Source organism: Vibrio sp. 10N.222.54.A3, from assembly GCF_041474095.1.
GTDB classification, from domain to species: domain Bacteria; phylum Pseudomonadota; class Gammaproteobacteria; order Enterobacterales; family Vibrionaceae; genus Vibrio; species Vibrio crassostreae_C.
On sequence record NZ_JBFRTN010000044.1, the window covers coordinates 40,658 to 55,375 of the forward strand.

General features: G+C 44.6%; 13 protein-coding genes. 3 read left to right on the forward strand and 10 right to left on the reverse strand.

Translation table 11 applies throughout. The features are described 5' to 3' along the window. Nucleotides 1-160: 160 nt before the first annotated feature. From AB4507_RS10760 to AB4507_RS10785, 6 genes are all read right to left on the reverse strand, one after another. Nucleotides 161-1,837, reverse strand: coding sequence for a pseudouridine synthase (locus tag AB4507_RS10760; protein WP_372182650.1), 1,677 nt, complete (start codon nucleotides 1,835-1,837; stop codon nucleotides 161-163). A gap of 150 nt (nucleotides 1,838-1,987) precedes the next feature. Beyond that, nucleotides 1,988-2,608, reverse strand: a complete 621-nt coding sequence (locus AB4507_RS10765; RefSeq protein ID WP_017064479.1) for a glutathione S-transferase family protein — start codon at nucleotides 2,606-2,608, stop codon at nucleotides 1,988-1,990. A gap of 35 nt (nucleotides 2,609-2,643) precedes the next feature. Beyond that, on the reverse strand, nucleotides 2,644-3,675 hold the full coding sequence (locus AB4507_RS10770; RefSeq protein WP_102428560.1) for an NADP-dependent oxidoreductase: 1,032 nt from the start codon (nucleotides 3,673-3,675) through the stop codon (nucleotides 2,644-2,646). A 143-nt stretch (nucleotides 3,676-3,818) separates the two neighbouring features. Then, nucleotides 3,819-4,409 carry a TetR/AcrR family transcriptional regulator gene (locus AB4507_RS10775; protein WP_017062643.1) on the reverse strand — a complete coding sequence of 197 codons (591 nt, stop codon included), beginning with the start codon at nucleotides 4,407-4,409 and terminating at the stop codon, nucleotides 3,819-3,821. A gap of 188 nt (nucleotides 4,410-4,597) precedes the next feature. Further along, nucleotides 4,598-5,071, reverse strand: coding sequence for an FKBP-type peptidyl-prolyl cis-trans isomerase (locus tag AB4507_RS10780; protein WP_017062642.1), 474 nt, complete (start codon nucleotides 5,069-5,071; stop codon nucleotides 4,598-4,600). Between the two features lie 76 nt (nucleotides 5,072-5,147). Beyond that, nucleotides 5,148-5,774, reverse strand: coding sequence for a thioredoxin domain-containing protein (locus AB4507_RS10785; protein ID WP_017062641.1), 627 nt, complete (start codon nucleotides 5,772-5,774; stop codon nucleotides 5,148-5,150). A 258-nt stretch (nucleotides 5,775-6,032) separates the two neighbouring features. Between AB4507_RS10785 and AB4507_RS10790 the strand changes: the two genes are divergently transcribed. After that, nucleotides 6,033-6,668, forward strand: a complete 636-nt coding sequence (locus tag AB4507_RS10790) for an OmpA family protein (protein ID WP_029235219.1) — start codon at nucleotides 6,033-6,035, stop codon at nucleotides 6,666-6,668. 101 nt (nucleotides 6,669-6,769) lie between these two features. Here AB4507_RS10790 and AB4507_RS10795 read toward each other — a convergent pair whose 3' ends face one another. Both AB4507_RS10795 and norR read right to left on the reverse strand, forming a co-directional pair. Continuing rightward, nucleotides 6,770-7,129 (reverse strand): glutaredoxin, encoded by a 360-nt coding sequence (locus tag AB4507_RS10795; protein ID WP_017062638.1) that lies wholly within the window; start codon nucleotides 7,127-7,129, stop codon nucleotides 6,770-6,772. 89 nt (nucleotides 7,130-7,218) lie between these two features. Beyond that, nucleotides 7,219-8,811, reverse strand: coding sequence for a nitric oxide reductase transcriptional regulator NorR (norR, locus tag AB4507_RS10800; protein ID WP_017062637.1), 1,593 nt, complete (start codon nucleotides 8,809-8,811; stop codon nucleotides 7,219-7,221). Between the two features lie 368 nt (nucleotides 8,812-9,179). Between norR and hmpA the strand changes: the two genes are divergently transcribed. After that, entirely contained in the window at nucleotides 9,180-10,376 is a 1,197-nt protein-coding gene (hmpA, locus tag AB4507_RS10805; protein WP_017062636.1) for an NO-inducible flavohemoprotein, read from the forward strand. 158 nt (nucleotides 10,377-10,534) lie between these two features. Here the strand turns inward: hmpA and AB4507_RS10810 are convergent, their stop codons facing one another. Beyond that, nucleotides 10,535-11,482, reverse strand: a complete 948-nt coding sequence (locus AB4507_RS10810; protein WP_372182652.1) for a TDT family transporter — start codon at nucleotides 11,480-11,482, stop codon at nucleotides 10,535-10,537. Nucleotides 11,483-11,721: 239 nt separating this feature from the next. Beyond that, nucleotides 11,722-13,128 (reverse strand): H(+)/Cl(-) exchange transporter ClcA, encoded by a 1,407-nt coding sequence (clcA, locus tag AB4507_RS10815; protein ID WP_372182654.1) that lies wholly within the window; start codon nucleotides 13,126-13,128, stop codon nucleotides 11,722-11,724. 543 nt (nucleotides 13,129-13,671) lie between these two features. Between clcA and AB4507_RS10820 the strand changes: the two genes are divergently transcribed. After that, nucleotides 13,672-14,655 carry a GTP-binding protein gene (locus AB4507_RS10820; protein WP_372182655.1) on the forward strand — a complete coding sequence of 328 codons (984 nt, stop codon included), beginning with the start codon at nucleotides 13,672-13,674 and terminating at the stop codon, nucleotides 14,653-14,655. The last annotated feature ends 63 nt before the right edge of the window (nucleotides 14,656-14,718 follow it).

Below are 14,718 nucleotides of genomic sequence, written 5' to 3' on the forward strand. Positions count from 1 at the left end.
GCAGTATTGAACTCAGTAACTAAAGTATGCTAATGAACTGTGATAATCACATTAAAATTAAATATCAGGGTTCTATACCTTAAGCAGTTGTAGAACCTTGATGCGTTTTATGAGATTAAATATTGAGTGAGATAAGAGTCTTAGCTCGATAAGTTAGAGTTTAGAACTCGGAAGGCACTTCAAACTCCATCCATTCACCGGTTGTCGGGTGAATCAACTTTAAGTAGCCAGCGTGCAGGTGTAAGCGCTCGCGTTTGTATCCGTATAAGTCGTCACCACGAATAGGTACACCAAGCCCTAATGGATGAGCACAGTGCACTCGCAGCTGGTGGGTTCGCCCTGTTTTAGGGTACAAGTGAACCTTGGTTTTGCCATTGTGAGTGCTAACCACTTGCCAATGGGTCTCTGCATTTCGGCCGTGTTGGTGACAAACCAGTTGTCTTGGTCTGTCCGTGATGTCGCCGCGCAAAGGAAGGCTGATATTGCCAGATTCGCCCGTTATCTCGCCATCTAACAAAGCGGTGTAGCGTTTCTCTACGGTTCTATTAATGAACTGCTTCTGAATATGCTTGTTTGATTCCGCCGTGAGCGCCAAGATCAACAAACCTGACGTCGACATATCCAACCTATGGATAATCAAAGGACCAGTCGCATCCGGGTAACGCGCTTTTATGCGGGTATAAACTGAATCTTCGATGAACTTACCGGGAACCGACAAGAACTCTTCAGGCTTATTGACGACTACGATTTCATCGTCTTCATAAACAATATTAAAAGACTTACCAACCGCAGGGTTCACGATAAGCGGGTTATCTTCTAGCTCTATGCCACTTAACTGGTGTTCGAGGATCTCAAAGCTTTTACTCTGACAAACAGGGTAGAGGTTTGCGTGTTGTCGAATGATGTCTGTAGGCGGTAATCCCCACCAAAATTCAGACAAAGCTAACGGCTTGAACCCGTGTTCAAAGGCGAAGTTAAGCAGCTTTGGTAGGCAGCAGTCACCAGAGCCTTCAAGCGCGTCTTTACCATCGAGCAACTCGAGTAAATTCTTAGATTGCTTGGCTTGATTGATAAAGCGATAGTGAGAGAGGCGTTGAGTTTCCAACTGTTGTGAAACTGCTTGGTGATCTTGCTTACGGTTTTTCAGTTCGCTTTCAATCAAATCAATTTGTGATTGGTGCTCTGCGATCTTCTGTTTCCACTCAATACGAAGTGCTTTTAGGTCACGTTTCTCTTGGCTACTTTGATTGCCCAGTTGTTTGAGCAAATTCGCCGCTGACTCTAGATTCCCTAATGCTTTTTCTTGATTGGCTTGTTCTCTGAGTTCGTTACGCTGAGCTTTGTTTGCGGCCATTGCTAACTGAAAGGCTTCGATAGCTTTTGCTGATTCGATTTTTAACCCTTCAAGCTCGGCCAATAACGTGTCTAGATTGTGCGACTGTTGCAGCTTTTCAATGTCGTCCGAGAGCTGCAATTGTCGAGCAAGGTTCGCACTGTTTTGAGATTGAAACTGTTTTGAATCGAAGGCTGGTGGAACAAAGTGAATGTTGTTTAACTGAGAGACCAAAGCCGGATCTAACTGCAAGCCTGAAAACGCAGAAAGGTAACCTAACCCTTGTGTGGTTGGATTCTGAACAAGAAGCACAGCGTAGAGATTACCTTGCGAGGTTTCATTCACACCACAGTCGACAAGTGATTGCTGAAGCTGCAGCATAGCGAATTCACACACAGGGTGCGGGGTATAGTAATACGGAAACGTAAAACGAGTCGGTAGCGCTAAATCGACATTCGTGTTTGCTAGGTGCAGAGGTGTGTATTGAGCGAGGTTTGTTGGCATTAAGATCAAACTCTATGGCTGTTCAGTTAGAGTTCGGTATTGTTGTCGAAATGAAGACAAATGAGAAGCCAAAGCAGAAGATAAATCGGCTTTGGCTTCATTTAGTTTCTTGTGTTTACTCTAGCAAGCACGTGTTTGAGTGAAACTCGATCAGTTCGAGTGTTCTAGCTCTACTTGCTCAGCTTTTTGGTAAGCAGGGTGGCTCTTTAAAAGTTCACCGTATTTAGCGATGTTAGGGTAAAGCGCAGTTGCACCAAAGTTACCCACGATTTCTACGATGAACGACATCATAAAATCTGCACCTGTTAGTGTGTCTGCAACCAAGTAGGTTTTACCTTCAAGTGCATTATTCACGTAAGTGAGGATCTTTTGGTTTTCATCGTCTGCATAACCGCCTAGGAAGTTAGTTTCACAGCCGTCCTTCATTACAAAGATCTTAAGCAGCATTGGCAAAATACCTGAACTCTCAGCGAAGTGAAGCCATTGCGAATACTCAACGTAGTTTGCGGTGCCGCGTGTAGGTGCGAACTTACCCTGACCGTATTTGTCGATTAGGTATTCCGTGATAGCACCAGATTCAGTGATCACGACGCCATCGTCTTCAATGACAGGAGATTTACCCAATGGGTGAATGGATTTGAGTTCTGGTGGTGCAAGAAAAGTGACACTGTCTCGTTGGTAGGGTTTGATTTGGTAATCTACCCCAAGCTCTTCCAATAGCCAGATGATGCGCTTTGAGCGCGACTTATTCAGGTGATGCAAAGTAATCATGATTCTACCTAGTTAACGGGTTCAGTTTATTGAATTTATTTAGCTTCGTTCGTTTTGATAACAAGCTTACCGAAGTTCTGACCTTCCAATAGGCCCATGAATGCTTGTGGCGCATTTTCTAGACCTTCAACCAGGTGCTCACGATAGTGCATCTTGCCTTGAGACAACCATTCTGTCATTTGAACAGCAAATTCGTTGTAACGGTGTGCGTAGTCATCAAAGATGATGAAACCTTGCATCTTAATTCTTTTAACAAGCAGCATACCCATCAGGCTAGACATACGATCTGGTCCTTCAGGCAGTGAAGTCGCATTGTATTGAGAGATAAGGCCACACACAGGAATACGAGCACCTGTGTTAAGCAGAGGCATTACTGCATCGAATACCTTGCCGCCAACGTTTTCAAAGTAAACGTCGATGCCGTTGTCACACGCTTTAGCCAATTGCTCCGCGAAGTCGTCAGCTTTGTGGTCGATGCATTCATCAAAGCCAAGAATCTCTTTCGCGTACTGACACTTCTCTTGACCGCCTGCAACGCCGATAACACGACAGCCTTTTAGTTTGCCGATTTGTCCAACGGTTGCGCCTACAGCACCTGTTGCTGCTGCAACGACTAGCGTGTCGCCTTCTTTAGGTTGGCCGATATCAAGCAAGCCCATGTAAGCGGTAAAACCAGGCATACCCATGATGCCAAGCGCGTAAGAAGGGTGCGTTGGTTCTTTACCTAGTTTGATAAGGCCTTCACCGTTAGACACACCAAGATCTTGCCAACCTGTGTAAGCCAGTACCCACTCGCCAATTTCGTAATCAGCGTGGTTTGATTCTTCAACCTGACATACGGTTGCGCCTACCATCACTTCATCAATCGCAACGGGATCTGCGTAAGATTTAGCATCGCTCATACGACCACGCATGTATGGGTCTAGAGAAAGGTAAACTGAGCGAAGTAACATCTCGCCGTCTTTGATGCTTGGCGCAGCTACTGTCTCTAAACGGAAGTTGTCTTGAGTCGGTGCGCCAACTGGGCGAGAAGCCAATACGATTCGGCGATTGTCTTGTTGAGTCATTGGATGTCCTTAATTGTGTATTTTATACATTTAGAATTAGACCAGTCGTCTAGTCTTGTTGTCTAAAAATCCCGCCGTCATCAAATTGATAAGAGGGCGGGTGATTTTTTTAAGTTAAAGCCAATAAAGCGCGCTGCGCGTTATTAGCTTTCACCTTTTAAAATTCGTTCGGTAAGGCTCAAAGCTGACTGTAAGCTATGTGAGCTTTGGCTCAGCTTGCTCAATAAGCTGGCGCCTAACCACATTGAGTATAGGTTCTGAGCTGCTTCTTGGCTCTCTTCAACCTTTATGGAGCCATCTTCAATACCGCCGACAATGCACTGTTCGATGGTATTCGTCACTTTTTCTGCACCCTTTAATAGCGCTTGGCGCATAGGATCAGAAAGATCAGAAACTTCCGCGCTGAGTTTAACGACCAAGCATTTATGAGCATTGCAGGTGCCGTTTTCAATCTGTGACCATCGAGTGAAATAACTGACAATTCTCTGGTAATGGTTGCCTTCACCATGAACCAAAATAGTTTCAACTCTGCTGATGTAGGTCTCAAAATAGTGCTGGATCAGAGCCTCGCCAAATTGCTCTTTCGATTTAAAGTAGTGGTAAAACGACCCTTTCGGCACGTCCGCTTCTTTAAGCAATTGCGATAAGCCAACGCCGTTAAAGCCGTTGTTCACTATTAATTGGTAGCCAACATCTAAAACATGCAGGCGTGTGTCATTCGTTTTTTCGTTCATGGGCGGTACTATAAGTTAAATTAGACCAGTCGTCTAGTGGTCGGTTTTCGAGGGTATATTTGGTCGTTGTTACAGTAGCTAAATAGCTAAATAGCTAAATAGCTCAATATCTAAAGAGGCTTCAAATGTTCAGATATAAAAAAGCCCCGACATAGCGCGTATGTTGGGGCTTAAATCAGTAACTTCGATTATTTGATAGATATGAGTTCTACATCAAAAATCAGAGTCGATGATGGTGGGATAGGGCCTGAACCGCCTTTACCGTAAGCTAGAGTGCTTGGAATAAATAGACGAACTTTTTGGCCTTCAACCATGTAAGTCAAACCTTCTTGCCAGCCTTTAATTACTTGCTTAAGAGCAAATGAGATTGGCTCGCCGCGCTCAACAGAGCTGTCGAAAACAGTGCCGTCGATTAGCGTACCGTGGTAGTGAACCGTTACTTTGCTGTTCTTAGTTGGGTGCTCTGTGCCTGTACCTTCTTCAAGAACAAGGTATTGAAGACCGCTTTCAGTCGTAATCACGCCTTCTTTAGTGCCGTTTTCAATTAGAAATTGTTGGCCTTGTTCGAAGTTTTCTCCGCCAGACTTATGATTCGTCCAAGTACGGTAAATCATGAAACCCGCCAAAAGAAAGACAATGACCGGGATGACAAATTTAGACATAGTAAAACCTATTTATATTGAGTGCTGAATTTCGTAGTTAATACAAAATGTGTTAATCAGTTGACTAAAGCCATGATTATGGTTGAGTCAAAAGGTAGTTGATCGTTTTTGCAATGCCAGCAACGTCTTGGTGACCTGCTGTTAGTACTTGGTATTTACCGTTGATGATAAAGGTTGGTACTGAGTTGATCTGACCTTTTACTGAGATCTCTTCTGCTTGCTTAACGTAGTCGAAAAGAGCGACTTGCTGTTCTTTATTCAGCTGGTATGGGCTAACCAAACCACGAGAAGTAAACGCTGTCTCTAGTGCTTGTTGACGCTGCTCAGGTGTTGCATCTGCACCCATTTGAACGGCACCAAATAGGTCGTCCATGAATGCGTGGTCAGGCGTCGCATCAAGCTGCATCACTGCTGTGTAGTAGATCATTGCGCTGATTTGAGCGCTTTCGTTGAACGTCACGTGCATCTTGCCAATAGTTTGGTCTGTTAGAGATTCAATCTCTGGAATGGCACTTTCCATTTGACGGCAGTGACCACAGTTAAGAGAGAAGATTTCAGTGATCGGAGACAAGTTAAATTCTGTTAGAGCAGTAGGAAGCGCTTCGTATTGAACGCCTTTTTGTGGCTCGTCTGTTTCACTACAACCCGCGATAATGAGTACGGCAGCGAGTGCTGTGATGAATTTAGTAAATGGTTTAAACATAATGTTTGCTCTAGCGTTGAGAAGTCGTGAGATTCTAACTATTTAGTACGAATTGGAAAACAATTATAAGGTAAATAAATGCAAACAGTTCGAACTAGCGGCTGAAGACAAGCTAGTAGACGGTTAACTGTGATCAACAGCACTTTTTTGGGTTCTGCTTTCTTTTCGTCTAAAGTTTTTCCCTCGGTGCCGATATAGACATTAGTGAATGGTTTATCTGCATGAGTGGTTGGTGAAGTAATGAGATATTTAGCGATAATGTTAAGCATAGCTTTGGCTGGGTGTGAAGCCACGTCACCAACTGACTTACTTGGCGGTGACATGCTAGAGACTGCACCACAAACCGATTACGACTTGATGCATCCTGAATGGGGTGTGGTTCAAACGACTCATGTAGCAAGCAATCGTGGGTACTCTATCCAGAGTAGCACTCATCAACACAGAACCATCACGACCAACTACGGACGTGGCGTTTCGACTAACGACCCACTGGAAGTCTTTTTAAGACAAAACCGCATCGATTTTGAAGTGTTGCCGGGTAACCATGTGATGGTAAAGCTTGAGCAGCACGTGAACTTTAAAACAGGTTCAGCATTCCCTGAGCCAGCGTATAATCAATGGCTAGATACGCTAGGCAGCTACCTTGCTCAACGCCAAGATATTGATGTGGTGATTGAAGGGCACACCGATAACACGGGCACAGATCGAATCAATGATCCGCTTTCAGAGCAGCGAGCAAAAGAAGTGAAGGCTCGATTAGAGAGTAACTACGTATCAAGTCGTTCCATCTATACTCGTGGCTTCGGTGAGTATGTTCCAGCTTGTACGAACGCTTCTGCGCAAGGCAAGGCGTGTAACCGCCGTGTTGAATTGATGCTGATTGTCACGAAGTAGTCGTTTGAACTTTCGCGCCCAATTTGAAGCGATTAACGCCAAATAACAGACATAAAAAATCCCTCACATTCGAGGGATTTTTTGTATCTGACTTTTGTTGCTTATGCAAACTGCTTTTCTAAGTAAGTCACGATATCTGAAGATTCGTACATCCACTCAGTTTTACCGTCTTTTTCGATACGTAGACAAGGCACTTTCACACGACCGCCGCCAGCTTCAAGCTCAGCACGGTGTTGCTCGTTGTTTTTTGCATCACGAAGTTCAAATTGAACCGACTGACGTTTCATCGCGCGGCGCACTTTCACACAAAATGGGCACGCTTCGAATTGGTATAACGTGTGCGTTTTTGCTTGCTCATTTACTTTGCTTTGTTCTTCTTGAGAACGCTTCACACCACGTGGGCTGAAAACAAAATTCAATAACAAGATGACACGACCTAAGAACCAACGGATAAACTTCATAACTCTCTCTACATATTTAAAATTAGCGTTACAATTTGCAGCATTATATACACAAGTTTTGTCAGATGCTCGCAACAAACCGCTAATATCTATTTTGTCCGTTCGATCGTATGAGACTTAGCCACATTTAGCCCTAAACGCTTAGACAGTCGAGTCAGATTTGCTCGGTCTGTTTTCAGAACTCGCCCTGCTTGTGCCCAGTTAAAGTTGGCATCTTCCAACACCTCAGTAATGATACTGCGTTGAAAATCGTCCGTTGCACCACGTAGCCCTGCAGAAAGGTCGATCGTTGGTGTCGATAATGGTGTGTTTTTCACCTGAGTCGTCGCAATTGGCTGATCTTGGTCTAGAGGACCACAATCTTCCTTGGTGATTGTCACCAGGTTTTTATTGGTGCTGCGCGCTAACGCTTTCAATGCGGAACGACTGATCACATGCTCAAGTTCACGCACGTTACCCGGCCAACCATAACGGTTTAGGAAAGAAAGAACGTCGGAGCGGAACTTAACTTGGTTGATACCAAGCTTACGACGCGCTTGTTCTAAGAAGAAACCCGCTAATAGGCTGATGTCGTCACCACGATCTTTCAGTGCTGGCACCGCGATAGGATACACACTCAATCGGTGGTACAAATCGGCTCTGAATCGACCGTCTTCAACTTCTTGTTTTAGATCTCGGTTTGTCGCTGCCAATACTCGCACATCAATGGTTTGAATGTTGTCTTGGCCAACCGGTTGGATTTCGTTGTTTTGCAGCGCACGTAGGAGCTTACTTTGAGCGGCCAAAGGCAATTCACCAATCTCATCAAGGAACAGTGTGCCACCATCGGCTAAAGCAAATTTACCTAAGCGGTTTTTGTCTGCGCCAGTGAACGCGCCACGAACGTGACCAAACAGTTCACTCTCTACTAAGTTTTCAGAAATCGCAGCACAGTTTACGTAGACGAGTGGGTTACGTTTACGTTGAGATTGGTGGTGCAGGGTGCGAGCCACAAGCTCTTTACCAACCCCGGTGTCACCATGAATCAAGATATTAAACTCAGATGGAGCTACAACAGCGATGTCGTTCTTAAGCGCGACCATGGTGTCACTGTTACCAATCAACTCACCGCCGTCACGTTCCCACGCTTCTACGTTCAATTCTTCGAGTAATTGCTTTGACTGTTTTGCTTGATGCTCAAGTTGCGAGAAGGTCAGTGCCATCTGCATGGTTGAGGCTGCAATAGCTGCCAGTACTTCAAGGTTACGCGCCGGAATATTCGCGAAGACATCAGGTTTCAAGCTGTCTAGAGTCAGAATACCTAAGAGCTTATCGCCAAATAGCAAAGGCAAGCCCATACAAGCATGCATTGGTAAATCGCCATCATGGTCAATAAGCAAACCATCGAAAGGATCGGGTAAGGAGCTGTCAGCATCGAAACGAACAGGAGAGCGAGACGCGCAGATCTCTTCAAACCGTGGGTGTTCTGAAATGATAAAGCGACGACCGAACGTATCTCGGCTGAGCCCTTGCATTGCGATAGGTACTAGCGTGTCGCCTTGAAGGCTTAAAAGCGCGACACAATCACACGTTATGGTTTTGCGAATGGCATCGATCAGGCGATTGAAACGATCTTGATCGTTGACACCACTTGCGAGGCCAATGGTCATTTCCATGAGGGTAGATGCGGAGATATCTTGCATAAAAAACTCTAACTGTGTGTGTTTATCTACACAATAGAGTCTTATTGACTTAAAAAAAAGGTCTTTTTGACATTTTTATAAGATGAGTTTTGAGAAGAAAACCAGTAATGACGGGGATTGATAAAGTTGGCACTGATTGTGCAGAAGATACAGAGAAGCCCAATTATAGCGCTGATTAAACAGACTATTCTTGATCTCAATCAATCAGGTTGCATTAATCAGGTTTCGCGATTTTTTGAAATGAAAACGAGTCAAAATAACTCAGTTTCTAAAAATAACTAAGGTTTCAGAAAATCGATAAGTCATTCTTAATTTTTAGTAGTCAAAATGACATATAGGTCATAAGGCTCAGTGTTCGGAGTAAATTCATGCTTAACAATGCACATATCGAAATCATCAAATCTACTATTCCTCTACTTGAGAGCGCAGGCCCAGCTTTAACTCAGCATTTTTATCAACGTATGTTCACGCATAACCCTGAGTTGAAAGATATCTTCAATATGACTCACCAAAGAACAGGTCGCCAAGGCGTAGCACTGTTTGAAGCTATCGCGGCATATGCAAAGAACATTGAAAATCTAGCAGCGTTAACAACTGCCGTTGAACGTATTGCTCAGAAACACACAAGCTTTAACATTCAACCAGAGCACTACCAAATTGTTGGTTTGCACCTGATTGAGACATTACGTGAACTAGCTGCTGACGCCTTTACTCCAGAAGTGGAAGAAGCATGGACAGCCGCTTACCTATTCTTGGCGCAAGTATTCATCGATCGTGAAGCTGAACTTTACCTACAGCGTAAGCAAGCTGTTGGTGGTTGGGAAGCAGCGCGTGCGTTTGTGATTGCAGACAAAATCGAAGAGTCAGCGCTAGTAACAAGCTTTATCCTTCAGCCAAAAGACGGCGGTGAAGTTCTGGATTACACACCAGGTCAATACATCGGTATCGAAGTGAAACCAGAAGGCTCTCAATACAGCGAGATTCGTCAATACTCACTGTCTGATAAGCCAAACGGCAAGCAATACCGTATTTCTGTTAAACGTGAAGGACAAGGCCAAGAGACACAAGGCGTTGTATCTAACCACCTACACGATACGGTTGCTGTTGGTGATGAGGTTAGCCTATACGCACCAGCGGGTGACTTCATGTATCAAGAGCGCAGCAAGCCAGTAACACTTATCTCTGCAGGTGTTGGTGTAACGCCAATGCAGTCTATGCTTGAGTTCCTAAACACGGAAGATAAAAACGAGCCAGTACTTTACCTTCACGCTTGTGAGAACGTAGGCCAACACTCTTTCACGACTCGTGTTAAAGATATTGTTGCCGACAAAGGTTGGGAAGCGAAAACGTGGTACATGAACAAAGATGAATCTGCATGTGAAAACACGCATCAAGGTCAAATGGATCTAGCGTCTATCTCTGATACTAAAGGCTTTGAAGAGAGCGATTTCTACATCTGTGGTCCTGTTGGTTTCATGAAGAACATCGTAGAGCAGCTAGATGCAATGAAAGTTGACCGTTCACGCGTTCACTACGAAGTATTCGGCCCTCACGCTAACTTCTAATAGGTCTCGGCATTTCTAGTAACACTCGCCTGAACTATTAATACCTTGCCTATTCAAAGGCCTCACAGTGTGAGGCCTTTTTGGGTTTGGTTGGTTTTGTCTGACATCATCGACTACTGCAGAACACGATGGTTCAGCTAAGATCTTTTCGCTTCTATCTAAGAACGTTTCATCTTTTTGGACATGTAGTCGGAATCGAAAAACTCAGGCCAGTACATTTTTACGTAACCACCGGCAACCCAAATCACTAGAATGGTGGCGATGGTTAGCTCAAAGAAACCAAACTTGTGTAGCCAATACCATTGTGGGTATTCCGCGCCGAAAAATGTAGTTAGACGATGCATGGCAATAGCGCTGATCACAGATGGGAAGGTGACGGCAGCAATCGAAGGTTGGAACTTCAAACGCATTAGGCGGATGTAACACAAGTAAATCAACAAAGTCATGGTGATGGCAATGCCCGCCAATGCACCTGTTAGAATCGGGTCTGGGTTGTCGAAGTTAACCAAGTAAGCGGCTAAAGACAAGTTAACCGGAGCTGCCATGATAGCGAGTGTTGGTCTTGCTCGGCGAGGAAGATTGCCTTCGAACACCAAGCGGTATAACACCACTGGCAACATAAGGAAATAGATACCAATACAAGTGACCGCAAGTGTTTCTGAAAATACGGTGTGCCCGAACTGTGTGCCAGCTAAGGAACTGCTGATCAAACCGACCGGATACAGAAACCAACTCGGTACAATGTTCGACATTTTGAAGTTGATGATCTGAAAACTAAAGAACAACACCATCATGGTAAAGTGCAGCAATAGCGCGCAGAACCAAACTGGGTAGGCGATAGCTGGCGATATCTCGGCTAAATAGTCGCACAGAATCAGTAAAGCCATGCTCATTGGTGCCATCAAGCTTCCACTTAACGGGTGGCGAATGTCATTAAGGAAGGTATTAAAGCTCGTTAAATAGCGCAGTAAAACAGGCAGCAATAATAGCGCGCCGAATGCAGCGAGGTAGGGACGAATTATCTCACCAATGTCCGGGATATATAACGCCCAAGCTTGTCCTAACCCAATAACGCCAAGTGCTAAAGACGCCTGAGATGGCGGCACATTTTTTACTTGGGTTAATCTTCTCCAGTTCAACGACTTACTCCGACTTAGTTAATTAAAGACTTTTAGAATATTTGCTTTAGTTAGAGTGTGTAGGCCTTTCATCAATAGATTTTGAGGTCACTCAACTAATTTTGAGTGGATGATACCAAGTTTAACGTTTGCTTTTTTGATTTTGATACGGAATCGGGAGATTAAGCACGTTGAATGTGTGCTTTTGTTTCATGAGTCATTTGTAATTAACATACTTTCTCTTGTTGAGGGAGATCTTGTTGTCTTAGTTTTTCGTTTTTCAGCGTACGATTAAGCAGTTGACTGTAAATTGGCTGCCCACCCAACATTTGAGCAATGATTACCGCACCTAAGCAGGTGATGATCAACGGCAGGATCAGGTAGTAGTTATTGGTCATTTCAATAACCAACAGTATGCCAGTGATAGGCGCTCGAACAGTGGCAGCAAATAAGGCGCCCATGCCAGCAATGGCAAACATACCCGGTTCAATATTCAGTTCAGGGAAGAATGCCGCTGCGATAAGCCCGAACGCATAACCAAAGAGTGTTCCTAGCGCAAGCATTGGTGCAAAGATACCGCCTGGCGCACCAGAGCCGAAACAAAGCAGGGTTGTGAGGACTCGGCCTAAGAAAATCAGCAACAACACATTGGCGCTGTAGCTGCCATTCGTGATGTTCGGGATGATACCAATACCACCACCAGTTAATTCAGGTATATAGAGCAGCAACAAGCCAAAGCAACCACCAAGTAGGGTACCTGTCATCAAGTAGCGTTTACGGTCATTCTTGTGTATCGCCACAAACAGGTCTTGGGAAAGCGTGATCAGCTTATTGAAAATTACACCGAACAGACCGAACAACACACCTAACAGCAAGAACAACCAAAGTGCGTCGAGTTCAGGTGGCTGGTACTGAGGTATTGTAATAACGGCTGATTGACCATTGATAGAGCGAAATACAATGTTGGCCGAAACTGCTGAGATGATGACGGCTTTGATTGATATGAGTGAGTAGCGAAACTGTGGTCTCATCTCCTCAACCACAAACATGATGCCAGCTAGCGGTGAATTGAATGCGGCGGCTAAGCCACCAGCGGCACCTGAAGCCAACAGTGAATGGCGAGTGTCATCATCTTTGACTCGAAAGATATCGGTGACCATACGACCGATACTGCCGCCCATTTGAACGGTTGGCCCTTCGCGGCCTAAAACCATACCAGAGCCTAACGCGCCCATGCCGCCAAAGAATTTTACGGGTAATACTCTCCACCATCGAACAGGGCGCATGCCGTCCATTGCCCCTTCGATTTCAGGGATACCTGAACCGGCAGCTTCTGGAGCAAAACGGTGAACGAGAAAATAGCCAATAAAGGCGAATGCAGCACTAATAAGGAAAGCGGCAAGCCACAGTGGTAGATGGCTACCGATTTCATCTTTTAGCCAATCGGTACGGGTTTCTGTGATGAAATGAACCGCAACTTCGAAATAGGTACCCACTACACCTGCAAGTACACCCACAATACAAGAAAGGAAGAGAACCGAAGCTGGGGTCTTATCTCTTGAGAGAAATTGATTAATAGCATCCCTTGGCATTTTGGCTAATAAGGACTGCTTAATTTTCTCTCTTCTGGTCATAGAGATAAGTTTCCTGAATGAGTTAAGGCGGGGTTGCATTAAATTATACGCTTCCTCTGCATATCCTATAGCAACAAAGATGAAAAGTTGAATTTCATTTATGGAATGTGCGTGTTACATAAATGGAATCTATGGTCAATAGTGGAATCACCGTCACAGTTTTGATCGATTCTCTGGCGGCGGCTTGAATATCCCCAAAAATGAACCATAGTTAAATCGTAAAGCAACATAACGAACCGCAAGGAGAAGTGAGGTTTTACACACAATTTGGATGGATTCAGAAACAAAGTTTTAGTTCCTCGTTAAATGTTCAGGTCGATATTTAAGGCTTCCTGATTCGCGAACTCACGATTGAGTAACGAGGGTGAGGCGTACTGAGTAAGTACGCCTTTAGTTCGTCTGGAGCATCCCATTTTCATCGTTCCCCCCCTTTTCTAGTGACACCCATACAACTTCTGGCTTATATCATTCTCCGTATAAACAAGCGATTGGGGTCAATTTCTCCGTGATTGTGTATATACTCCCTTAAAAAGGAGAACTGATATGACTAAAAAAGTTCCTACAAACATCATTACGGGTTTCTTGGGGGTTGGTAAAACGACAGCCATCTTGAACCTGCTAAAAAATAAACCTGAGAATGAAAACTGGGCTGTTCTGGTTAATGAATTCGGGGAAATCGGCATTGACGGTGCATTGATGACAGATCAAGGCGCTTTGATTAAAGAAGTGCCGGGTGGATGCATGTGCTGTACTGCGGGCGTGCCTATGTCAGTGGGTATTAATGCCTTACTTCGCCAAAAGCCAGACCGTTTATTGATTGAGCCGACAGGGCTTGGTCACCCTAAACAGGTTATAGCGACACTGACTTCCGATCAGTACACACCATATGTCGATTTAAAAGCGACGCTTGGCTTGGTTGACCCACGAAACTTATCCAATGAAAAGTACACGTCGAATCAGAATTTCAATGATCAACTGGATAGTGCAGATGTGATTCTTGGTACTAAGGTTGACCTTGTTCATTCTGAAGATATCGATGTGTTTAATGATTGGGTGACGGATCAATCGCCAGCAAAAGTCTTCCATAAGCTAATTCACGATGGTGAAGTGCCATTGGAAGTGTTGGACATTGAAAGAGTATACGGCGGTGCTTCCTCTCATATTGAAGCGCATCATCATGATCACGCTGAACAAGAGCCTCAATTCCAACTTCCTCCCGGTGAAGCTTTCATCCGTAAAGAGAATAAAGGTCAGGGCTATTTCAGTTGCGGTTGGTTGTTTGGCGCAGAACATAAGTTCGACTTCGATGCGCTATTCTCTATGTTGTCAGATCTAACGGCTGAACGTGTAAAAGCCGTCGTGAACACTGACCAAGGTTGCTATGCATTCAATGTGGCGAATCAAGTCGTGTCTGTGAACGAAATTACGCTTGATGGCTTTGAATCTCGATTGGAAGTGATCGACTCGCAGCTCATGCCATGGGGCGAGCTCGAGCAGATTCTACTCAAGCTGTGTGGTATCAAATAGCCCTGTTTTTGCTGTTTGAACCAAGGATCTCGGTGTTTACTTCGTTTAAGGTGGGGTAAACAC